General features: G+C 63.4%; 22 protein-coding genes. 9 read left to right on the plus strand and 13 right to left on the minus strand.

Features of this window, described 5'->3' with window-relative positions; translation table 11 throughout:
• Position 1: 1 nt before the first annotated feature.
• On the minus strand, positions 2-865 hold the full coding sequence (locus ACFUOZ_RS15595; RefSeq protein WP_377549714.1) for a hypothetical protein: 864 nt from the start codon (positions 863-865) through the stop codon (positions 2-4).
• A 181-nt stretch (positions 866-1,046) separates the two neighbouring features.
• Here ACFUOZ_RS15595 and xseA point away from each other — a divergent pair, with 181 nt between their 5' ends.
• On the plus strand, positions 1,047-2,324 hold the full coding sequence (gene xseA / locus ACFUOZ_RS15600; RefSeq protein ID WP_377549716.1) for an exodeoxyribonuclease VII large subunit: 1,278 nt from the start codon (positions 1,047-1,049) through the stop codon (positions 2,322-2,324).
• A gap of 34 nt (positions 2,325-2,358) precedes the next feature.
• The gene (locus ACFUOZ_RS15605; protein WP_377549718.1) at positions 2,359-2,613 is read left to right on the plus strand and encodes an exodeoxyribonuclease VII small subunit; all 255 of its coding nucleotides are present in this window, start codon (positions 2,359-2,361) and stop codon (positions 2,611-2,613) included.
• A 25-nt stretch (positions 2,614-2,638) separates the two neighbouring features.
• Here the strand turns inward: ACFUOZ_RS15605 and ACFUOZ_RS15610 are convergent, their stop codons facing one another.
• The 9 genes from ACFUOZ_RS15610 to ACFUOZ_RS15650 all read right to left on the minus strand — a co-directional run bounded on the left by ACFUOZ_RS15610 (position 2,639) and on the right by ACFUOZ_RS15650 (position 12,213).
• Positions 2,639-3,493: a polyphosphate kinase 2 family protein gene (locus ACFUOZ_RS15610; RefSeq protein WP_377549720.1), complete on the minus strand. Its 855-nt coding sequence runs from the start codon at positions 3,491-3,493 to the stop codon at positions 2,639-2,641.
• A 55-nt stretch (positions 3,494-3,548) separates the two neighbouring features.
• The gene (locus tag ACFUOZ_RS15615; RefSeq protein WP_377549722.1) at positions 3,549-4,769 is read right to left on the minus strand and encodes a pyridoxal phosphate-dependent aminotransferase; all 1,221 of its coding nucleotides are present in this window, start codon (positions 4,767-4,769) and stop codon (positions 3,549-3,551) included.
• Between the two features lie 120 nt (positions 4,770-4,889).
• Positions 4,890-5,846, minus strand: coding sequence for an ABC transporter substrate-binding protein (locus ACFUOZ_RS15620; RefSeq protein ID WP_377549724.1), 957 nt, complete (start codon positions 5,844-5,846; stop codon positions 4,890-4,892).
• Entirely contained in the window at positions 5,843-6,586 is a 744-nt protein-coding gene (locus tag ACFUOZ_RS15625) for an ABC transporter permease (RefSeq protein ID WP_377549726.1), read from the minus strand. Before ACFUOZ_RS15625 ends, ACFUOZ_RS15620 begins: the two co-directional genes overlap by 4 nt.
• A complete protein-coding gene (locus ACFUOZ_RS15630; RefSeq protein WP_377549728.1) occupies positions 6,583-7,323 on the minus strand; it encodes an ABC transporter permease in 741 nt (246 codons plus the stop codon). The genes ACFUOZ_RS15625 and ACFUOZ_RS15630 overlap by 4 nt, the downstream gene beginning before the upstream one ends.
• Entirely contained in the window at positions 7,323-8,417 is a 1,095-nt protein-coding gene (locus ACFUOZ_RS15635; RefSeq protein ID WP_377549730.1) for an ABC transporter ATP-binding protein, read from the minus strand. The genes ACFUOZ_RS15630 and ACFUOZ_RS15635 overlap by 1 nt, the downstream gene beginning before the upstream one ends.
• Positions 8,418-8,572: 155 nt before the next feature.
• The gene (rsgA, locus tag ACFUOZ_RS15640) at positions 8,573-9,727 is read right to left on the minus strand and encodes a ribosome small subunit-dependent GTPase A (protein WP_377549732.1); all 1,155 of its coding nucleotides are present in this window, start codon (positions 9,725-9,727) and stop codon (positions 8,573-8,575) included.
• A 197-nt stretch (positions 9,728-9,924) separates the two neighbouring features.
• The gene (locus ACFUOZ_RS15645) at positions 9,925-10,386 is read right to left on the minus strand and encodes an NUDIX hydrolase (RefSeq protein WP_377549734.1); all 462 of its coding nucleotides are present in this window, start codon (positions 10,384-10,386) and stop codon (positions 9,925-9,927) included.
• Between the two features lie 30 nt (positions 10,387-10,416).
• Positions 10,417-12,213 carry a beta-galactosidase family protein gene (locus tag ACFUOZ_RS15650; protein WP_377549736.1) on the minus strand — a complete coding sequence of 599 codons (1,797 nt, stop codon included), beginning with the start codon at positions 12,211-12,213 and terminating at the stop codon, positions 10,417-10,419.
• A gap of 49 nt (positions 12,214-12,262) precedes the next feature.
• Here ACFUOZ_RS15650 and ACFUOZ_RS15655 point away from each other — a divergent pair, with 49 nt between their 5' ends.
• On the plus strand, positions 12,263-13,291 hold the full coding sequence (locus ACFUOZ_RS15655; RefSeq protein WP_377549738.1) for a pirin family protein: 1,029 nt from the start codon (positions 12,263-12,265) through the stop codon (positions 13,289-13,291).
• Positions 13,292-13,354: 63 nt separating this feature from the next.
• On the opposite strand, the gene ACFUOZ_RS15660 is transcribed toward ACFUOZ_RS15655, so the two are convergent.
• Positions 13,355-14,284, minus strand: a complete 930-nt coding sequence (locus ACFUOZ_RS15660; protein ID WP_377549740.1) for an N-acetylglucosamine kinase — start codon at positions 14,282-14,284, stop codon at positions 13,355-13,357.
• A gap of 41 nt (positions 14,285-14,325) precedes the next feature.
• Here ACFUOZ_RS15660 and ACFUOZ_RS15665 point away from each other — a divergent pair, with 41 nt between their 5' ends.
• The gene (locus ACFUOZ_RS15665) at positions 14,326-15,360 is read left to right on the plus strand and encodes a nitronate monooxygenase (protein WP_377549742.1); all 1,035 of its coding nucleotides are present in this window, start codon (positions 14,326-14,328) and stop codon (positions 15,358-15,360) included.
• Here the strand turns inward: ACFUOZ_RS15665 and ACFUOZ_RS15670 are convergent.
• Positions 15,335-16,309, minus strand: a complete 975-nt coding sequence (locus ACFUOZ_RS15670) for a LysR substrate-binding domain-containing protein (RefSeq protein WP_377549744.1) — start codon at positions 16,307-16,309, stop codon at positions 15,335-15,337. The two genes, ACFUOZ_RS15665 and ACFUOZ_RS15670, sit on opposite strands and share 26 nt — an antisense overlap.
• A 96-nt stretch (positions 16,310-16,405) precedes the next feature.
• Here ACFUOZ_RS15670 and ACFUOZ_RS15675 point away from each other — a divergent pair, with 96 nt between their 5' ends.
• The 3 genes from ACFUOZ_RS15675 to ACFUOZ_RS15685 are packed head-to-tail and all read left to right on the plus strand — an operon-like array spanning position 16,406 to position 18,858.
• Positions 16,406-17,623: an MFS transporter gene (locus tag ACFUOZ_RS15675; RefSeq protein WP_377549746.1), complete on the plus strand. Its 1,218-nt coding sequence runs from the start codon at positions 16,406-16,408 to the stop codon at positions 17,621-17,623.
• 32 nt (positions 17,624-17,655) lie between these two features.
• Positions 17,656-18,297, plus strand: coding sequence for a TMEM175 family protein (locus tag ACFUOZ_RS15680; RefSeq protein ID WP_377549748.1), 642 nt, complete (start codon positions 17,656-17,658; stop codon positions 18,295-18,297).
• Positions 18,298-18,351: 54 nt separating this feature from the next.
• A complete protein-coding gene (locus ACFUOZ_RS15685) occupies positions 18,352-18,858 on the plus strand; it encodes an Lrp/AsnC family transcriptional regulator (RefSeq protein ID WP_011775479.1) in 507 nt (168 codons plus the stop codon).
• 21 nt (positions 18,859-18,879) lie between these two features.
• Here ACFUOZ_RS15685 and ACFUOZ_RS15690 read toward each other — a convergent pair whose 3' ends face one another.
• Positions 18,880-20,115, minus strand: coding sequence for an MFS transporter (locus tag ACFUOZ_RS15690; protein ID WP_377549751.1), 1,236 nt, complete (start codon positions 20,113-20,115; stop codon positions 18,880-18,882).
• A 173-nt stretch (positions 20,116-20,288) separates the two neighbouring features.
• Between ACFUOZ_RS15690 and ACFUOZ_RS15695 the strand changes: the two genes are divergently transcribed.
• Both ACFUOZ_RS15695 and ACFUOZ_RS15700 read left to right on the plus strand, forming a co-directional pair.
• The gene (locus tag ACFUOZ_RS15695) at positions 20,289-20,801 is read left to right on the plus strand and encodes an Lrp/AsnC family transcriptional regulator (RefSeq protein ID WP_377549884.1); all 513 of its coding nucleotides are present in this window, start codon (positions 20,289-20,291) and stop codon (positions 20,799-20,801) included.
• A 19-nt stretch (positions 20,802-20,820) separates the two neighbouring features.
• Positions 20,821-21,246 carry a DUF1761 domain-containing protein gene (locus tag ACFUOZ_RS15700; protein ID WP_377549753.1) on the plus strand — a complete coding sequence of 142 codons (426 nt, stop codon included), beginning with the start codon at positions 20,821-20,823 and terminating at the stop codon, positions 21,244-21,246.
• The last annotated feature ends 8 nt before the right edge of the window (positions 21,247-21,254 follow it).

Consider the following 21,254-nt stretch of genomic DNA (forward strand, 5'->3'; position numbering starts at 1 on the left):
TTTAGCTGCGGGCAGAACGTGACCGTTGTCGCCCTGACACCACTGCAGCTATGACACCGACCACAAGAACGACGCCGGATACCACCACCGAAGTCCCCACCCATTCCCCGAATCCGGCCCGCGCAGCCGTGAGGAATTCATCCTTGAACAACTCCGCCACACTGTTGGCACTGTCGAGGTTACCCACCACTGATCCGGCGAGATCAGCTCCTGCGGTCCAGAGGGCTGCAAGTGCCAGCCCACCGAGGCCAAGGAACACCAGCACCAGCGACCGCCGGCGTGCCGCGACGAGTGCAAGCAGAGCAGATACCGCGGCTCCGAGGGCCGCCACCCACCACAAAGGCGCGAAGGCAGCGACGCGCTCAACGAGTTGGCGGTGGGAAGGCTGACCCAGCGACACCAGGCTTTCGGCCGGAACGTCAATGCGGATAGTTGTGGCCTCGGCGAAGTGGTCCCGGATCAGCCTGACCATGGGACCAATATCGAGAACCAAGGCTGTACTTGCGCGGTTTTCCTCCGGCTGGTCCACTGTGCCGAAATTGAGTCTGTGGCTGTTCCTGACCGTGTCCTGCCACGCTTGCGGGTAGTCGCTCCACGATTGCATTCCCGAGGCAGCTTTTCGCAGGGCATCGGATGCAACGGACTGGATGGGCTCGGGCAGATCCACTGAGGACTCAAAGGTTCCTACAGCCGCCGCGGCCAGCCGGCTCTGGAACCCGGGGTCGTTGCCCGGGGAGCCAGCGAGGCGGACAAAGCCATCTTCTTTGACGATGTTCTGGTCCACCCACGCTGTAGGAACGGCGACGGCCGTGAGTAGCACGGCGAGGACCACTCCAACTACTGAGACAAAAGTTCGCAAAATCATCCTCGGAGTCGGGGGCAGTGCCACCATCCTAGGTCTGTCCACATGATAGGAAAAATGTCGGTGCCGGGGATCAAGCTATGGATAGAGTTGGAAGGCGGCCGCCATCCAAGGGCCCACCCCTGAACGAGGACCATAACAATGCAGCCACAAGCCCAGCGACCGGGACAGGAATGGACCAGCCATGTCCGCTGAAGCCATGCCTGAATCAACCCTTCCGGGAACTGCTGCCGAAACCAGCCCGGACAACCCTTGGCCACTGCAGCTGCTCTCCCGCAAGCTCAAGGCCCACATCGAGCGTGCGCCGGCGGCATGGATCGAGGGTCAGGTCATTGAAATGAACCGCAGGGGCGGCAACGCTTTCCTCACTCTTCGTGATGTGGATGCAGAAATTTCCCTGCCCGCGTCTGTGTGGTCCACCGTTTTGGACCGGCAGAAGATACCTCTGGAGCGCGGATCCCGGGTGGTGGCGCTGGTCAAAGCTGACTTCTGGGTGAAGACCGGTCGCCTGAACATGTCCGTCAAGGACATCCGTCCGGTGGGACTCGGTGACCTTCTGGTGAGGATCGAAAGGCTGCGTCAGGCGCTGGCCGCCGAAGGCCTGTTTGCCGATTCCCGGAAGCGCAAGCTGCCGCTGCTCCCCCACCGCATCGGCCTGATCACCGGCAGGGACTCGGATGCGAAGAAAGACGTCATGCGCAATGCCGCCTTGAGATGGCCCGCCGTTGAGTTCGACGTTCGGGAAGTGGCCGTCCAGGGCAACACCGCCGTCGCCCAGATCATCGCTGCATTGAAGAAACTGGATGCCGATCCCCACGTTGATGTCATCGTGCTCGCCCGCGGCGGTGGTGCCCTGGAAGACCTTCTCCCCTTCAGCAATGAGGACCTCATCCGTGCCGTCTCAGCAGCAACCACGCCGGTGGTCAGTGCCATCGGACATGAAGCGGACCGACCCATCCTGGACGATGTAGCGGATCTGCGCGCCTCCACACCCACGGATGCCGCCAAGCGGATTGTCCCCGATGTCGCAGAAGAGCTGGCCATGGTCCGCCAGGCGAGGGACCACCTTCGTCGTGGAATCAGCCGCCTGGTGGACCGGGAAACAGACAGGCTCCATTCCCTGAAGTCCAGGCCGGTCCTGGCATCACCGGCTTCCATGGTGGACGCCCGGGCGGAGGATATCCACCGCCTGCAGCGCAGGACGCATTCCGCGGTCAGCACAGCAGTCGTGCGGGCATGGGACCAAGTCCACCACTTGCGTGCCCAGGTCCGCGCACTGTCGCCACAAAAGACCCTGGACCGCGGTTACGCCGTCGTCCAACTCGTTGGGGAAGACCAGGCGGGACACCACGTAGTCAGCAGTCCCGAGGAGGCACCGGACGGGACAGCACTGGCCGTTCGAGTGGCCCACGGGAGATTCACGGCCGTCTCCACGGGCCACGTTGAACGCCGTGACCCCTGAATCCGCTGCCACTGAACATCCACGTAAGGACATCATGACTGAAAACAACGCAGCCGCCTCCGGATCCTTGGACGGCTTGAGCTACGAAGAAGCGCGCGAACAACTTGTGGCCGTGGTCAGCCGCCTCGAGGCAGGCGGCGCCAGCCTCGAAGAGTCCCTGGCCCTCTGGGAGCGGGGAGAAGCCCTCGCCAAGCGCTGCGAGGACTGGCTGGAAGGCGCCCGGAAACGTCTGGCGACAGCCCGGGACGCAGGGAACGACGGCGGTACGTCACCGGGCGCCCCGCAGTAGCCGCAAGGCCAGTAGCCGTATGGCTCTAGGACTGTGCTACGAGCGCCCGCTCCGCCGCGACGTCGAAGTCGGCCTTGGGCCAGTCCAAATCCAGGCCTTCCAAAGCTTCCAGCAGCAGCTGTTGAACGGCAATCCTCGCGTACCACTTCTTGTTGGCCGGTACCACGTGCCATGGCGCGACATCCGTTGAGGTCTTGTCGAAAGCAATACTGTAGGCGGCCATGTAGTCGTCCCAGTAGGCGCGTTCCGCGAGGTCGCCCCGGCTGTACTTCCAATGTTTGGCGGGGTCGTCCAGTCGGGCGAGGAGCCGCTCCTTCTGTTCGTCCTTGCTGATGTTCAGCATGACCTTGACGATCGTTGTGCCCTGTTCCGCAAGGCGCGCTTCAAAGTCGTTGATTGCCGCATACCGCCGCTCCAACTCCTTGCCATCGGCCCAGCCGTGCACGCGATGGATCAGGACGTCCTCGTAATGTGAGCGGTCGAAAACCCCCACCATTCCCACTGCCGGCACCTCCTTCTCGATCCGCCACAGGAAGTCATGGGACTTTTCCTCGTCAGTGGGGGCCTTGAAGGCAGCCAGGTGAACTCCCTGCGGGTCCATGGCGCCCACCACATGGCTCACGATTCCGCCCTTGCCCGCAGTGTCCATGGCCTGGAGTATCAGTAAGAGCCTCTTGGAGCTGCCGAATTTGCCCTCGGCGAAGAGCTGCTCCTGCAGTTCTGCCAGGCGGTCGTCCTGAGCGTCGAGCAGGGCTTTTCCGTCTGCTTTGGTCCCCGAATAACCGGGGGTGGATTGAGGATCTACACCTGCCAGCGAAAATCCGGGCCCGACCCTCAGGACTTCTGCTGGACTCTTGGCGAACTCAACTACAGCAGCCATGTGGCGCACCCTTCTTCCCCGACCGCACCCTCGTGACGCGGCTGTGAACCTCAGGCTAGTTGCCCGGGTACCTCGACAGGAAGTCCGCCATGCGGCCGATCGCCTCTTCAATGTCCTTGACGTTGGGCAAGGTCACCATGCGGAAGTGGTCCGGGCGGACCCAGTTGAACGCGCGTCCGTGGGAAACCAGGATCTTCTGTTCCTTCAACAGGTCAAGGACAAACTTCTCGTCGTCCCTGATGTGGTAGACCTCAGGGTCCAGCCTCGGGAACAAGTACAGGGCGCCCCTCGCCTGCTGGGTGCTGACGCCGGGGATGGCGTTGAGAAGGTCATAGGCCTTGTTGCGCTGTTCCAGGAGCCTGCCACCGGGAAGGATGAGATCGTTGATGCTCTGGTAGCCACCGAGTGCCGTCTGGATGGCGTGCTGGGCAGGGACGTTGGCACAGAGCCGCATGTTGGCCAGCAGGTTGATGCCTTCCAAATAATCCGCAGCGTCCTTCTTCGGCCCGGAAATCGCCATCCAACCGGCACGGTAGCCGCAGACGCGATAGGCCTTGGAAAGCCCGCTGAACGTCAAACAGAGGACGTCGTCCCCGGTCAGTCCAGCCAAGTTCACATGCACGGCGTCTTCGTACAGGATCTTTTCGTAAATCTCATCGGCGAACAACACCAAGCCGTGCTTTTCGGCCAAAGCCACAATCTTCTTGAGGGTCTCCTCCGGGTAGACCGCACCGGTGGGGTTGTTCGGGTTGATGACCACGATGCCCTTGGTTCGTGGCGTGATCTTGGCTTCCATGTCCTCAAGGTCAGGCTGCCACCCCGAGTCCTCGTCGCAGAGGTAGTGCACGGGGCGGCCGCCGGCCAGGGCAACAGAGGCAGTCCATAACGGGTAGTCCGGGGTGGGAATCAGGACCTCGTCCCCGTCGTCCAGCAGTGCCATGAGGGACATGGTGATGAGTTCGCTGACCCCGTTGCCGAGGTAAATGTCGTCCACGTGGATGTTCTGGATACCGCGGGTCTGGTAATACTGGGAAACGGCCGTTCGGGCAGAGAATATGCCTCGGGAATCGCTGTAGCCCTGGGCATTGGGCAGGTGGCGGATCATGTCCACCAAGATGGCGTCAGGCGCTTCAAAGCCGAAAGGGGCCGGGTTTCCGATGTTCAGTTTGAGGATCCTGTGACCCTCCGCCTCCATCTGCTGGGCGGCCTGAAGAATCGGTCCACGGATGTCGTAGAGGACATTATGAAGCTTGGTGGACTGCTTGAAATTCGCCATTCCTCAAATATGCCACACGGGTGATGTACTTCAGCTGAGACTTGACTCACATATACGACGACGGCGGTGACGGTCCCGCGCGGGTCCGTCACCGCCGTCGTGCGAGGTCTTGTTGTGCGGCTACTTGACGATGCCCTTGTCTTTCAACCAAGCGGCTGCGGCGTCCTTGGGCGACTGCTTCTGGTCGCCGCTGACGGCCCGGTTCAGGTTGATCAGGTCATCGGTGGTGAGGATCTTGGAAACATTGTTGAGCGCTTCCTTGGCTTTGTCGGTCATCTTGGACTTGTTGTAGAGCGGCAGGACCTGCTGGGCCTTGAAGTTGTTCTTGGGGTCCTCAAGGACAACGAGGTCGTTGTCGACGATCGAAGGTGTGGTGGTGTAGATGTCAGCCACCTGGACCTTGTCCTCCAGCAACGCCTGCAGCGTCAGGTTTCCACCGCCGTCGCTGAACGGCTGCAGGCCCTTGAGCTCGCAGTTGTAGTTCTTCTTCAGGCCCGGGAAGCCGTACGAGCGGGTCTCGAAGGTGGCCGGAGCTGCCATGGTGAAGTCCTTGCAGACCTTGGCGAGGTCCTCGATGGACTTCAACTGGTACTTCTCAGCAGTGGCCTTGGTAACCACCATGGCGTCCTTGTCCTCCGCCTTGGACGCATCCAGGACACCCAGTCCTTCGGGAAGCTTTCCGGGGAGGGCCTTGTAAACGTCCTCGGCCGAAACTTCGGTGGCTTCAGTGTCCACATAGGAAAGGAGGTTACCCGAGTAGTCAGGGACGAGGTCCACAGAGCCATCCTGCACAGCCTTGAAGTAAATCTCACGGGAACCGATGTTCGGCTTGGACGTTGCCGTGAGTCCTGCTGCGTTGAGGGCACCGACATAGATCTCGGCGATCACCTGGCTCTCGGGGAAATCGGCCGAGCCGACTACCAGGGAACCGCCGCCGGAAGAGCCACTGGGCGCGGCGGAGGAGGGATTGGACAGGGGGCTGCCACCGCACGCGCTCAAGGCGAGGGCCACACCCAGTCCGGCTGCAAGGCCGCCAAGACCACGGCGCGTAAGGGTCACTTGGACGGGTTTCTTCATGGTGTACCTCCTTGAACGGCAGCCCCGGCTGGAGCCGCGGCTGTGAGATCTTCGGCTGCCTTATGGCCGCCTTTTGAGTCGAGGGTAAGACCTGGTGAGAGGACCAGCCGTTGCACCGCGGCGAGGATCAGGTCCACGGCGATGGCCAGGCCGGCGATGAGCAACGAACCACCGAGCATCCGGGGGAAATCCTGCAGGACAAGGCCGTCGAACAGATAGCGGCCCAGTCCCCCCAGGGGCAGGTACGCCACCACGGAAACAGTAGCGATGACCTGCAGCACCGCAGTGCGGATGCCACCGAACATCACTTGCAGGCCGTTGGGCAGTTCCACCCGGAAAAGGATCTGCAGTTCAGTCATGCCTACGGCCCTGGCAGCGTCAACGACGTTGGCATCAACGCTGGAGATGCCGGCGTAGGTACCGGCCAGAAGCGGTGGCACCGTGAGGATCACCAAGGCCCACACCGGCGGCATGAGACCGCTGCCGGCCAGCAAGGCAAAAAGGACCAGCAAGCCAAGAGTGGGCAGGGCGCGGAGGGCGCCGGCCACAGCAACCGCCACAACACGGCCCCGTCCGGTGTGACCAATAAAGAGGCCCACGGGAATGGCGATCACCGCGGCGATGAGCAGCACAAGGCCGCTGTATTGCAGGTGTTCGAGCAAGCGGGTGGGAATGCCGCCGCTTCCGTTCCAGTGTTTGGGGTCGGCGAGCCAGGCGAGGGTATCGGCAAAGATATTCATGCCGACGCCCCCGGATCCGGACGAAAACCTGCGTGTGCCACGGCCGGCCCGCTTTTGGGCTCCGTAGCCAAGGTGGCGGCGTCAGCGCTGGAAGGCTTACCGCCCGCCGCCCGGGTCCAGGGCGTCAGGAGCCGCTCCAGCACCACAAGGACAGCATCCATCAGCAACGCCAAAACGAGAATGGCGAGGATCCCCACCACAACTTCGGTGATGAAAGTCCGCTGCAACCCGTCGGTGAAGAGAACGCCCAGGTTGCCCACCCCCAGCAGGGCCGCGACGCTGACAAGGGAGATATTGCTGACGGACACCACCCGGAGCCCGGCGAACAACACTGGCAAGGACAATGGCAGGTCCACTTGGAAGAACCGGGCTGTTGGCTTGAAACCCATGGCAATGGCTGCGTTGCGGAGGTCGTCGTCCACGGAGTCGAACGCGTCCATCGCCGCCCGGACCAGCAAGGCAACAGCGTAGATGGTCAGCGCCACCACCACATTCAGGGGGTCAAGGATCCGCGTTCCCAGAATGGTGGGAAGAATGATGAACAGCGCCAGCGATGGAATGGTGTAGAGCAGCGACGTGGCGGTAGCCACCACTGAGCGGAGGGTGCTGTTCCGCCGCGCAAGCTGCGCCAAGGGAACAGAGATCACCAGTCCAAGAACCATGGGAATGACCGCGAGCACCAGGTGCTGGCCGGCCAGTCCCAGAATCATTCCAATGTTGGCAAGGAACCACTCCATCAGGTGGCGTCCTCCCTGTGGTGCCGGACTTCCTCGATCAGGGCCAGGACTTCCGGAGCCTTCAGGACTCCGGCGACCCGGCCGTCGTCGTCCACTGCCACCCCAAGGCCCGACGGCGACGACAACGCAGCGTCCAAGGCGCGGCGCAGCGTGTCCCCCTTGCGGAAGAGGGAACCGCCAGGGACCAGCCCGGCGCCGTCACGCGGCGAGGACCACCCAAGCGGGCGGGACTCCTCGTCCACTACCAAGGCCCACTCCCCCGAACGACGCCCTGCGCTGTGGCCGTCGGTGGGCTTGACCATGGTCACCGGGTGCAGCGTCACGGAATCTGCTGCGTTGAAGGCCAGGTGCCGGAAACCGCGGTCACGTCCGACGAAGGAGGCCACAAAGTCGTTGGCCGGCGCCCTGAGGATTTCCTCCGGGGCGGCGTATTGGGCCAGCTTGCCGCCCACTGCAAAGACAGCCACCTTGTCACCGAGCACGGTGGCCTCATCGATGTCATGCGTGACGAACACGATGGTCTTGGCAAGTTCGCGTTGCAGGCGCAGCAGCTCCTGCTGCAGTTCATCGCGCACCACGGGATCCACGGCGCTGAACGGCTCGTCCATCAAGAGGACAGGCGGGTCAGCAGCGAGCGCGCGGGCAACCCCGACGCGCTGCTGCTGACCACCCGAGAGCTGGCTTGGGTACCGCTTGCCCAGAACTGAAGCCAGCCCGACGACGTCGAGCAGTTCGGCCGCGCGTTTGCGCGCAGCTGCCTTGGGGACGCCGTTAAGACGCGGGACCGTGGCGATGTTGTCCAGCACGGAGCGGTGCGGCAAGAGACCCGATGACTGCATGACGTAGCCCATGGAACGGCGGAGCTGGGCCGCCGGAACCTGGGACACGTCGTCGCCGGCTACGGTGATGGTTCCGCTGGTGGGTTCGACCATGCGGTTGATCATGCGCAGGGAGGTGGTCTTGCCGCAGCCTGAGGGCCCCACGAACACGGTGATGGCACCTTTGTCGATGGACATGGTGAGAGCATCCACCGCAGGTTGCCCGCCCTGGTATTGCTTGGTCACGCTCTGGAACTCAATCATGGCTTCGGCCATACCCGGGCTTACCTATCTGTGGTCGAGAACATCGGTAGAGCCTGATGATCATATGCACTCTTATTACTTGGCTGCAAAGCAATCTTCACCCAGCGTAGCCAGCACCACCGACGATGTCAGCGGCGGCACGAATTCCGTAATCAATCGGCAATGTTTCATCTTTTCCGTCGTTTGTCTCCCCTGCCGGACCGCTCTGCGGCCTGGTCATGTTTGTAACGCTCGACGGCGCGTTGGCCCCTGTCTGCCGACATCACCTTCTGGTGCCACTCACGCTGGTACGCCCGCCGGGCCGCGGCGTCATGTTTCCGGTTGAGGGCGGCCAGCTCGCGTTGCAGCTTGAGGTAGCTGGCCCATCGTCGAGGATCGAGTGTTTCTTCCGCCAGTGCCTCCTGCACCGCGCAGCCCGGCTCTGCCTGGTGGGCGCAATCGGCAAAGCGGCATTGGGCAAAGAGTTCTTCGAGGTCACCGAACATCTCCTCCATCCCGTCCTCCGCATCGAAGAGCCCGAATCCGCGGACCCCGGGCGTGTCCATCAGCACGGCGCCCCCGGGAAGGGGCACCAATTCCCGTGCGGTGGTGGTGTGCTTGCCCTTACCGTCACCTGCACGAACGGCGCCGGTTTGCTGGACATCATGGCCTGCGAGCGCGTTGATCAGGGTGGATTTCCCGGCTCCGGAAGGGCCAAGAAGTACCAGCGTGGCGCCGTCGGGAACGTGCCGTATGAGTTCGTCGAGTCCATCGCCGTGTTCGGCCGAGGTGGTGACCACCTCCACGCCGGCGGCTTGCTTGATCACTTCCCCCACGACGTCATCGGCCACGTAGGCCAGGTCTGCCTTGGTGATGACCACCAGTGGCGTGGCCCCCGAATCCCACGCAGCCACAAGGGTGCGTTCCAGCCGGTTGTGGGTCAGGGGGCGGTCCACGGGGACTACGACCGCCACGATATCGATGTTGCTGCCAAGGATTTGCTCCTCGGACGAGGCTTCGAAGGCACGCTTGCGGCTTAACGCCGAATAGCGCGGCAAGACGTCGACGACGGCGGGCTCGCCCGCGCCGTTGTGGCCGACCCACACCCAGTCGCCGGTGGCCGGAACCAGTCCGTGGGTGGGGTAGGACAAATGGAGCAGGCCGTTGGCACAAGCCACCAGCACCCGGTTGCGGTCCAGGCGGACCACCCTGCCTGGGATGGCGTTGTCCTGGTTGCCGGGAGGCCTGTTGCCGGTAAAGAGTTCTGCTGTTGCGTCTGTGAAGCCATACTCCACGGGTCCGCGAAGTTGCATGGTGGTGCTGGATGAAGCGTAAGTATTCAATGAAATGCCTCTGCTGAGGCCCGGTTGCCTGCTACAGGCAGGCAGATGCCGGGACAGGGTGGGTGGTGTGATGACGGTGCGCCGCGTGTGGGGCGCGCAAAGTTATGGCAATCATCAAAATCCACCCCCTCAGGCATCAAGGCCGGCAAGATCAGCCGGCAACGATGCCCAGCCTAGCCAACCGTAGGGCAGCTTGGCTACCCCTGGGCGCTCGGCTTTCCATCCACCGGCCGCTCCAAGTGAAGACCCAACGCCGTATCAACCAAGGACACCCGGTTGAGCTTTTCGACGTCGTGCAAGGGCACCCACGCCGCGTGCGTCGTGGTGCCATCGACTTCATACGTCAGCTCCCCACCCACCACAGAGGCCTCATACACGATACGAAGGGCCTCGAAGTCATGCACGGACCCGTCCGGTCGCTCCTCCCCCGGCCAGTGTCCGACGTCGATCCCCAACATCCCATCGACCCTGGCCTCATAACCGGTTTCTTCCATGACTTCCCGTATGCACCCGTCCACCGGGTGTTCACCGAAATCCAGGCCGCCGCCGGGAAGCGTCCACCCTTCCTTGCCATCCTGTTTCCAGTAGGCCAGCAGAATCCGACCTTCCTTGACGATGACGGCGTAGGCTGCGGGACGGGTATCGAACTGCGGACTCATCGTGCCAGCATAATTGCCTTGGCCTGATCCTTACGTCAGTTCGGCTGCGGCGATGGGGCCCGCCTCTTCGGGGCCAAGGTCCGGTTCTTCACGGAGCTCGACGACGGTACCGGGCTTGAGCAGCTCCAGCACCTTGATGCGGTTGAGGCCGGCGTTCAACAACGGCGCCGGTGCATACAGGGTTACCTGCGGCCCCTTTTCCCAGTACCGCCCCAGCAGGAAGCCATTGAGCCAGACGAAGCCCTTCCCGGAATCGGGCAAGGCAATGTAGGTATCTGCGGGCGCCTCCAGTTCGAACTCCGCCCCGGCAAGGTCTTCCAGTTCCTCGGTCCCCCACTCGGTCAGGGCCACAGGAGTCTGTGTCCAGTGGAAGGTGTAGCGCTGGTTGATCAGCACCCCGCCCAGGATTCCTTTGCCCTGACCGGTCAGGGGTCCGTAGTTGATGCGGCCAAGGTTCTCCACCAAAATGTCGAGCTTGGCCGGGACCCCCGTGCCCGTGACCGGCAGCCCCTCGGCTCCCGTGACATCATCCAGCACCCCTGCGTATACGCCATCCACCCAGATGTAGGCACGGTCATTCAAACCGGCGATCTTCAACCGGCTTTCGCTGGGAGCACCAGCGCGGCCCGGCAGGATGGCATCGGCCGAGTACAGGACCATACCGGCGTCGAGTCCCAGCTGTTCGAAGCTCAGTGGCTTCACGCTGGTAACGGGCTTGCCGGCCGCGCGGGCCAGCTCCAGCAGCTCCGGGCCGGGTGTCAGCGGCAGCGACTGTGCCGGAACAACAGGAGGGTCCGCGAGCAATTCCACCGGGAGTTCGGGGGCGACTTCAATGCCCTGTGCCCGGAAGAACTCCTCCCGGAACGCGTGGAATTTAGGGGTCAGGGCGCCGTTCTCCGCGATGGGGGCATCGGAGTCGTAGCTGGTAACTGTTGGCTGGAGTTGCTTGCCGTCGTGGTTGCTGCCGGAGCCGAGGCCGAAGTTGGTTCCGCCGTGCGCCATGTACACGCAGACCGAGCCGCCAAGGTCCAGCATCTTGCGGGCTTCCAGGGCCGCATCCGCGGCATCGCGACGGTGGTGGTGCTCGCCCCAATGGTCAAACCAGCCGCCCCAGAACTCGACGTTGAAGAACGGCTCATCCGGCCGGCGTCGTTTCCATGTCTCCACCGCTTCGTCGCCGCGGCTTCCCAGCGTCGCCGTCGCCCAAGTGCCTTCCACTGAGCCGCCGTCGAGGAAGTAGTCCGTGCCGCCGTCGGCTGTGAACAGCAGTTCGGTGATGCCGCGCTCTTCCAGCGCCCGCCGGTTCCAGCGGATGTATTCGTGGTCATCGCCGTAGCTGCCGTACTCGTTCTCGATCTGTACTGCCACCACGGGGCCACCCGCGGAGGCCTGCCGCGAAGCGATGATCGGGAGCAGATGGTCGAACCACTCCTCGATGGCGGAGGTGAAAACAGGGTCCATGCAGCGCAGGCCAATCCCCGGAATACCCGTCAGCCACGAAGGGAAACCGCCGTTGTCCCATTCGGCGCAAATGTACGGCCCGGGGCGAACGATAACGTCCAGCCCTTCCTCCGCCGCGAGGTCGATGAAGCGTCCTACATCCCGCCAGCCGCTGAAGTCCGGCGCTTCGTCGCGCTTGGGCTGATGGAAATTCCAGGCAACGTAGGTGTCGACGGTATTGGCCCCCATGGCCTTGAGCCGACGCAACCTGTCCCGCCACAGATGGGGGTGGACCCGGAAGTAGTGGATGGCTCCAGCGAGGATGCGATACGGTTCACCCGAACGGTAAAGGACGGCGTCGTGGTAGCTCAAAAGGGCGTTGTTCACACGGAACAGATTAGCTCAATTTCCAACATTTATGCACAGGTGATGACACATGACCAATCTTGATACTTCCCCCGCACAGGAAGTCTGCCCCGCGGCCCCGGAAGGCCAAGGTCCTTGTGTCCAGCTGTGGCCCGAGCGCGAAGTTCCGTTGGGCGGCGTCCGAGCCATGAACGTCATGAGGACACTGCCACAGCGCGGACTCCCGACCGTCGGAGCATGGTGCTTCCTGGACAGCTTCGGGCCGGACCGCGTGGCGATGAGCGTCCTCCCCCATCCGCACTGCGGGCTGCAGACAGTCACGTGGCCAATGGAAGGTGCGGTGCGGCACCGTGACAGCGTGGGCAGCGATGTTGTGGTCCGTCCCGGCGAGCTGAACATCATGACAGCCGGCAACGGCATCTCCCACTCGGAGTTCTCAGTCCTCCCCGCAGCCGCAGACGGATCAAGCCCACTTGTGGGCGAACTGCCGGTGTCGCGCGGACTCCAGCTCTGGGTGGCCCTTCCGGATGAGCACCGCCACCGGGCGCCCTCGTTCGAGCAGATCCGGGACCTGCCCGTGGCTGTCGGAGATAGCTTCACCGCCACGGTCATGGTGGGAGAGTTTGCCGGCCAACGCTCCCCTGCCACCATGTTCAGCCCCATTGTCGGCGCGGACATCGTAGGTTCCGGCCAGCTGGAACTGCCTTTGCGGCCCGACTTTGAGCACGCGGTACTGGTCCTGGACGGCCAGCTGGTCATCGACGGCCAGGACATTGAAGCCGGGCCGTTGGCCTACCTTGGCGCGGGACGGAGCAACCTCACCGTGGAAGCACAGCCCGACACCCGCTTCATGCTGCTCGGGGGCGAGCCCTTCGGCGAAGACCTCCTCATGTGGTGGAACTTCGTGGGGCGGACCCATGAGGAAGTGGAACAGGCCCGCGAAGAATGGGAAGCGGAGGGACTGCTCGACGACGAGGCTGCCGCCCGCTCACGCTTCGGCTTCGTCCACGGACACGGACCCGACGCCGGCCCCGAAGCCGGACGCATCCCGGCTCCCCCACTGCCGGGCGTCAAGCTCCGCCCCCGCACCCGCGGCTGAGTTTTTGTACAGCTAATGCGCCTAAAAGGGCTTCTTAAGGTCATTAGGTGTACAAAAACTCGATCAGGGGGTTTGCTCAGCCACCAGTCGGGGAACGCCGAATACGGGATCCTGCTGGAGAATTCGGACATCCACAATGCCGTCCTCGGCCAGGGCAGCCTTGAACGCGTCCTGCAGAGGGGGAACGTTCATGCCCAATCCGCTGCCCAGGATCACGGGGCCATTCAAACCCAGCTGGCGAACGGCCTGGCTGGCAAGTTCGGCCAGGTCACGTCCCGCCTGCACCACCAGGGCCTGGCTGACCTCGTCGCCGGCATCCGCTGCCTCAACCACCAACCGGGCCTGCTGGGCCCAATACCGGCGGCCGGTCCCGGGTGAATGGAAAAGCGCAATCAGCTTGCCCGGCTCGTCCACGCCGCATGAGTCCAGCAGTGCGCGGCTCAGTCGGTCAGGTTCCAGGCCCTGGTTCATCCGTCGCAAGCTATGGCGCACGGCTTCCCTCCCAAGCCAGTAGCCGCTTCCCTCATCCCCAAGGAGGTAGCCCCAGCCACCCGCCCGGGCTTCCTCGCCGGCGTCGTTCTTCCCCCAGGCAGCCGAGCCCGTACCGGCGATGACGGCCACGCCCGTGCTGGCGCCACCGGCCGCCAGCAGCAGCCGGGAATCGTGCACCACAGTGATTCGCGCGCCCGGCACATGGGGTGAAATCAGGTCGGCGAGCGCCTGGGCGTCTTCCTCGGTATCGATCCCGCCGGAACCGGCGTACACCTGGTCGATGGCTCCGCCGCCGATTTTCCCGAACAACTCAGCAAGGTTGGCCGCCGCCTGCTCCTTGGTGACATTCTGGACGTTGGAGCTGCCAGCCGTTTCATCCCGCACGGGCTCGCCGTCATTGAACCTCACGCCACGCGTCTTGGTGCCGCCGATGTCGAGCCCGATGACGGTGCCGCTCGAGGCGGAGGCAGGGGAATGCGGGGCAGAGTCATGATTGTTCACCGTGAAAGACTAGCTTGGAGCGTCCGGAGGAGAAACCGACCATGCCTGATTCCCTGTTTGGCACACCTTTTATTGCGGCCCCCATGGCGGGCGGAACGTCAACGCCGTCATTGGTCCAGGCGGTGCATGAGGCCGGAGGCCTGGGCTTCCTGGCTGCCGGATACAAGTCCCCGGAAGCCATGACGGCGGAGATTTCCGTCGCCAGGGCACTGGGGATCAGGTTCGGCATGAACGTCTTTGTTCCGGACCGCGACGCCCTCTCGCCAGGGCCCGAAGCGCTCTCACGCTTGGAGGGGTACCGAGCGGAACTGGAACCCGAGGCCGCCCGCTACGGTGTCGCCGTTCCTCCGCTTCGGCTCGATGACGACGACGCGTGGCAGCAAAAGATCGACGCCCTTGTCAACGATCCCGTGGAAGTTGTCAGTTTCGCTTTCGGCCTGCCCGGACCAACGGTGGTCAAGTCCCTGCAGAAAGCCGGAACCCTGGTCATCACCAGTGTCACCAGCGTTCAGGAAGCCCTGGCCGCCGCAGAAGAAGGACCGGATGCCTTGGTTGTCCAGCACGACTCAGCGGGAGCACACAGTACGGCTTTCCTGGCGGACACTTCGGTAAACCCGGCAGCCGGTACGACGGCGGAGCTGGTCACCCAGGTGCGTTCCGCCGTCGGACTTCCGCTGATAGCGGCCGGCGCGGTCATGGACAGCGGAGCGCTGCGCGGGGTATTGGCCGCAGGTGCAGTAGCCGCCCAGATTGGCACGGCGCTGGTCCGCACGGAAGAAAGCGGCGCCCGGCAGACCCACAAAGACGCCCTGGGAGACCCTGCGTTCACGAGGACCGCCATAACCCGCGCTTTCACCGGGCGGTCTGCACGGTCATTGGTGAACGACTTCGTGCAGGACCATCAGGACGCCCCCGAGGGCTACCCCGCCATCCACCACCTCACGGCCCCGATCCGGGCTGCTGCTTCAGCGGCTGGCGACCCGCACCGGCTCAACTTGTGGGCTGGCACGGGCTGGCGCCAGGCGCGCACGGGATCAGCTCGGGACGTGGTCAGGGAGTTCCTGAACGGGCTCTGACAAGTTCGGCCAGAAGGTCTCCGCCCTCGGTCACCACCAATTCGCGGAACAAACGGACGACGTCGGGCTCGAAATTCCGCTCCCGCCAGGCAATGCCGATCTGGCGGAATGCCAGGTCCGAATCGATGGGCACCTCAACGAGCCCAAGTTCGGCCTCCGGCAGGAACTGTCCCGTCCCCGAGCCCGGCCCGGCAGGAGGCAGGATGCTGAACCCCAAACCGGCGGAGACCAGTCCTCGGGCCGAGGTGGACTCCTGGACCTCAAAGGCGATGCGTGGCCGGAATCCGGCTTCGCGGAGCAGAGCCTCTCCCAACGCCCGCAAGCCTACGCCAGCCGGAAGTGTCACGTAGGGATCATGCCGGAGCTCCGAAAGGTGCACGCTGGACCGGCCAGCCAACGGATGCCGGTAGTGAAGAACTGCCCTGAGCGGCTCGCGGTACAACGGGTGGGAGCGGATCCCCCTGCCCTCCGGAGCTATGGGCGCGGTCAACGCGAAATCCCTCTCCCCGCTTGCCAGCTGCTGCAGGCAATCGTCGCGGGGCCCCTGCCACAGCTCAAAGGCTGCGTGGGAATGCCGTCCGCGGAAGGCGCTGATCAGCAGCGGAAGGGTTGCTTCGCCGAACGTGTGTTGGAAGGAAACACCGATCCGCCCCCGCACGACATCGGATTCGTGGCGCACACGGTCCAAGCCTGCTTGGAAGTCCTCCAGTGCGGCGTCAATGTAGGGAAGCAGGGCCCTGGCGGCGGAAGTGAGCCGGATACCTCGGCCATCGCGGACCAGCAGGTCCATTCCCACGATTGCGCTGGCCCGCGCTATGGCTCTGCTCACCGTGGACTGTGGCACCCCGAGTATCTCGGCAGTCTCGGTCATGTGCTCGGTGCGGCCAAGTTCGGCCAGTACCGGCAGTAGTGGAAGAAGTTGGACAAGTTGCTGGTGATCCGGCTCCACGACATCCCTCCTGAATCCAGATCCATGCACGGTTGCATCAATTATATGTAATCCATGCATTGGAAGGGGTAGTTGCCATCGTCTTACTGTTGCCCGGTGAACAGAACGAGCCTCCAGCCGGCAAATGACAGTTGGCAGGGGCATGCCAAAGGGACCCGGGGGTACAGCCGCGTGCTGGCCGCCTTGGCGCTTGCCGGCGTCGCGACCTTCGCCCAGCTGTACTCCACGCAGGCGGTGCTGCCGCTCATGGCCGCCGATCTGCGCATCACCGCCGCGGAAGCCGCGCTCAGCATCTCGCTGGCCACGGTAGGACTCGCCGCCACAGTGCTGCCATGGTCCTTCGTAGCCGACAGGATCGGCAGGGTCCGTGCCATGGCGATCGGAATAGCGGCCGCAACGCTGCTGGGCTTGCTGGTTCCACTGGCTCCAACGGTTCCCGTCCTTCTGGGGCTCCGGATGCTCGAGGGCATGGCCCTGGGCGGCATCCCGGCAATCGCCATCGCCTACCTCAATGAAGAAGTCACCAAAATCCACACGGCGCTGGCCGCAGGGAGTTACGTTGCGGGTACAACGCTCGGTGGTCTTGCGGGTCGGCTGGTGGCGGGCCCTGTCGGAGAAGTCTGGGGCTGGCGGGCGGCAGCCCTCGCCGTCTCGCTGCTCGCCACCGTGTCCGCGGTCCTGTTCCTGATACTTGTTCCCAAGCAACGGCGCTTCACCCCTTCCCCGGCCATGGGATTCCGCGGTGCATTCCGGACATTGGCCGGACATTCACGCAACCCTAAGCTCGTCTCGCTCTACCTGCAGGCGTTCCTGCTTATGGGTGGCTTCGTGGCGGTCTACAACTATCTGGGCTTCCGCTTGCATGCCGAGCCCTTTGGACTGCCAGCCACCGTGGTCAGCCTGATTTTCCTGGCGTACCTTTCAGGCACCTTCAGCTCCCGGTGGGCTGCTGGCCTCACCACCAGGTTTGGACGACGAAACGTCCTGGTGGCGGGTATCGCCATTATGTCGGCAGGGCTGGCCTTGACCTTGGTGGAAAACCTCGCAGCCATACTGGCCGGGCTGGTCATTTTTACCGGCGGCTTCTTCGCCGCCCACAGCGTAGGTTCGGGCTGGACGGGTGCGATCGTCACCACGGGCCGGGCACAGGCGGCATCTCTGTACAACCTGTCCTACTACCTCGGTTCCAGCGTCATCGGCTGGGCCGGCGGGCTCGCCTTCCAGGGTTTTGGTTGGACTGCCCTGGCGTTGGGCGTCATTGCGCTTTCCTGCACGACGGCGGCAGTCACCTTGGTGGTGCACCGCACCCCGTGATTCCAGGCGCGCCTGGTCCTACAATCTGAGGCATGACACAGCTCGCGAAAGCACGGGACCTGTCGTCGCCGGAACGTTTGCAGGCGTTTACCGATGCCGTGGTGGCGATTGCTTTGACACTGCTGATCCTGCCCCTCATGGAAAGCGTTGGGGAATTGGCGGATCATCATGGAACCACTGCGCAATGGCTGGTCGAGGAGCAGTATGCCCTCCTGGGCTTTGCCCTCAGCTTCATCCTGATAGCCGTGTTCTGGACGCACCACCACCGCTTGTTCCGGCAAGTACGGAAGGTAGATGGGGGTTTGCTGTGGCTGACCGTGGCCTGGATGTTCTTCATCGTGGTGATGCCAGTGGCGACGTCGCTCTCCACCCAAATGGACGCCGACTGGGCGCAGCCGCTCGTGTACATCGGAACGTTGTTTGCCACCAGCCTGATGCTCCTTCTGGCACGCCTCTACCTCAGGGCGCATCCCGTGCTCCACACCATGGACCCGGAGGAGATTCGTTCCGGAATCCGGGCCGGGACAATTGTGGCCGGCCTCTTCCTTGTAGCGCTTTTGTTGGCCCTCGTCATTCCGTCGGCGGGCAACCTGCCCCTGCTAATGATGTTGCTCAGCGAGCCGCTCCAGCGGCTGGACCGGCGAAGGAGTCCCAACAAGGCGACACAACGATAGTCACCTGAAGAATTCACCAATTAGGATGGGTGAAAGGCAATTTCAGGAGGATCCGTGAGCAACCCCACGAAGAATGTTCGGTCAAGCACGGGCAGCGCTGAGCCGTTGGACGCGATCGACGAGCGAATCCTGGCAGCCTTGGTGGATGACGCCCGCATTTCCAACAAACAGCTGGCTGAACTCGTAGGCATCGCCCCCTCCACGGCCCTGATGCGTACACGCGCCCTGTCCGAGCGCGGCATCATTGAAGGTTTCGAAGCCGTTCTGAGCCTGCCTGCCATTGGACGCTCGGTGCAGGCACTGATCGCCGTGCGGCTTCGCGCCCACGACCGTGACCAGATCGACCGCTTCACAGCCCGTGTGCCCAAGCTTCCGGCAGTCATCTCAACGTTCCACACCACTGGTTCCGTTGACTACCTGCTGCACATCGCCGTCGCCAATACGGACGATCTCCGCAACTGGCTGCTGGACAACCTCGCCACGGACCCGGTGGTCGGCCACACCGAAACCACCATGGTGTTCCAACACATTCCCGGCAACCGGGGACCGCTGCCCGAGTAACCCGCTGAAGTACTGAGCCCGTCAGTCCCGGAGGGCACTCTTCAGCGACACAGCGGCCAGCATCAGCGCCGCAGCGCCGCAAAGGGCGGTGAAACCCACGACGGCGGCCTGCAGGCCCCAGGCCGTGACTGCAACTCCCAGCCCAATCACCGGAACGGCGCTGCCCAGGTACGTGATGACGTAGACCGTGCTGATGACCTGTGCGTGTCGGGCAGCCTCCACTTTTCCGGCGACGTCATTGAACACCTGCCTGAAAGCAATGCCTTGGCCTACGCCGGCCGTGATACTTGCCGCAACCAGCAGCCAAGGGCTCGACCACGCAGCGGCAGCTCCCACCAGGACCACGGAGACGCCGAGGACCGCCAAGGCCACGGGAACCACGAAACGACCACGCACTCCCAGCAATTGACTAAGTGCTGAAGCGCCCAAGGTAACCCCGGCAAGCACACCGATCAGTGGCCGTGAGTCTGCGTGGACCACCGTGGCGAAGTAGCCCGGTGCCAGGGACAAACAGAATCCGAAGACGGCGAAGCTCAGGAATCCTGTGGCGGCTGCCATCCAGAAGGCGCCTCTGGCGTTGCGGGAGATGGACGGTTTCCGCGGAGCCAGGACTTTGTGGGCCCTGGGGCCGTCCGCGGGAGCGATCGCGGGCCTGGCCTTGAGCAGCCACAGTGGAACAAGCGCTGCCAACAGCACTGCCGAATGAACGTAGTAGGGCGTCCGGGTGGGCTCCGGCAGGAGGGACAACAGCCCTCCGATGGCCGGACCTGCGGCCACGCCGCCTGCAGAGGAAAGCAGGGTGAAGCGGGAGGCCCAGTCCGGGCGTTGGGGCAGCAGCTCGCGCAAAGCCGCCGAGCTGGCTCCGGTAGCGAGCCCTACGGCGACGCCCTGCAGGGCCCTCCCTGCGGACAGGGAAAGCAGCGAATCGGCATTGGCGAAAAGCACCCCACCCACCAGGCCCACCAGGACTGCCAGCACCAACGCTGCCCGGCGCCCGATGTGGTCGGACCAGTGGCCCGCCAGCATGAGCACCGCGACCAAGGCCAGGACGTAGCTGGAAAAGGCCACGGTCACATCAAGTGATGACAAACCGATCCTGGCTTGGAGCAGGGGGTAGAGGGGTGTGGCCAGGTTCGCGCCAACCAACAGCGTAAAGATCACGACTCCTGCCAGGACCAGTCTGGCCGTGGTGGAGGCATCCCATCCCCAGCGTTCGGCGGTGGCCGGGCGCATGCGGAGTTCGCTCAAGACAGTCATTTCCATGCCTTCGGACTCGGTGGCCGGCAGTTGGTTCCTTGTGGGAGGTACTGCAGCGGCTAAGTATTGATGGCAATAGAATGCAGGAGCACTGACCCTCTTAAGCCTCATGAGGTGCAAAGATTGATCAAAATACTCAAAGAGGCAACCGCCGAGTGATCCGGAGTGACCATTTGAACACCCTCGACCCCATGGACCTGAAGATTCTCCTGGAACTCATCAAGGACCCCCGCATCCAGATAGCTGAACTCAGCGAAGGGCTGGGCATTGCCCGGAACACCGCCCAAAGCCGGCTCAAGCGCCTGCTCCGCACTGGCGTCCTGCAGGCCGCCGGCCGTGAGGTGGACCTCGAAAAGGTGGGGTACGACGTCGTCGCTTTCGTCACGATCGAAGTCACCCACCGCGAACTCGACGGCGTCATTGGCGCCTTGCGCCTGATCCCCCAGGTCCTGGAGGTGCATGAAATTTCCGGCCGCGGAGATCTGTGGTGCCGGGTGGTGGCTACCGATACCCACAACCTGCAATCGGCACTGCGCTCGGTCCTGCGTACCAAGGGGGTGATCCGTACTGAAACAGTGCTGGCCCTCCACACGCACATCCCATACCGCACGGAACCACTCATCGGACGGATGGCAGCAGCTCCAACACGCAACAGAAACGAGCAGAGCCCGGGGGCAGAGGCCTGAAGAAACTAGGATCGTAGGCATGGATTGGCTTTCACACATTTCCCAGATCAACTGGCTCGCTGTACTTCTGGCCTTCATTTCAAGCATGGTGATCGGCTTCGTCTGGTACATGCCGGCCGTTCTTGGACGCCGGTGGATGGAAGCGATCGGCAAAACCGAAGACGATCTCAAGAACATTGAAGGCGGCGCAGGAATCTGGGTGCCCATGATGCTTGCAGCCGCGGTGACCAGCATCCTCCTTGCCATCCTCATCAGCGCACTGGAACTGAACACCTTCTGGGCCGGTGGCTTCTTTGCCCTCATCGTTGCGGTGGTCTTCCGCGCCGGGGGCCACGTGATCCACAACGGCTTCGCTGGGCGCCCCTCGTCCGTGACGGTGATCGATTCGGGCCACGACATCGTGGCAATGACTGTTGCGGGCATCATCATCGGAGCCATGCAGTAGCGTTCACC

The organism is Paenarthrobacter sp. NPDC057355 (assembly GCF_042667405.1).
GTDB lineage: Bacteria > Actinomycetota > Actinomycetes > Actinomycetales > Micrococcaceae > Arthrobacter.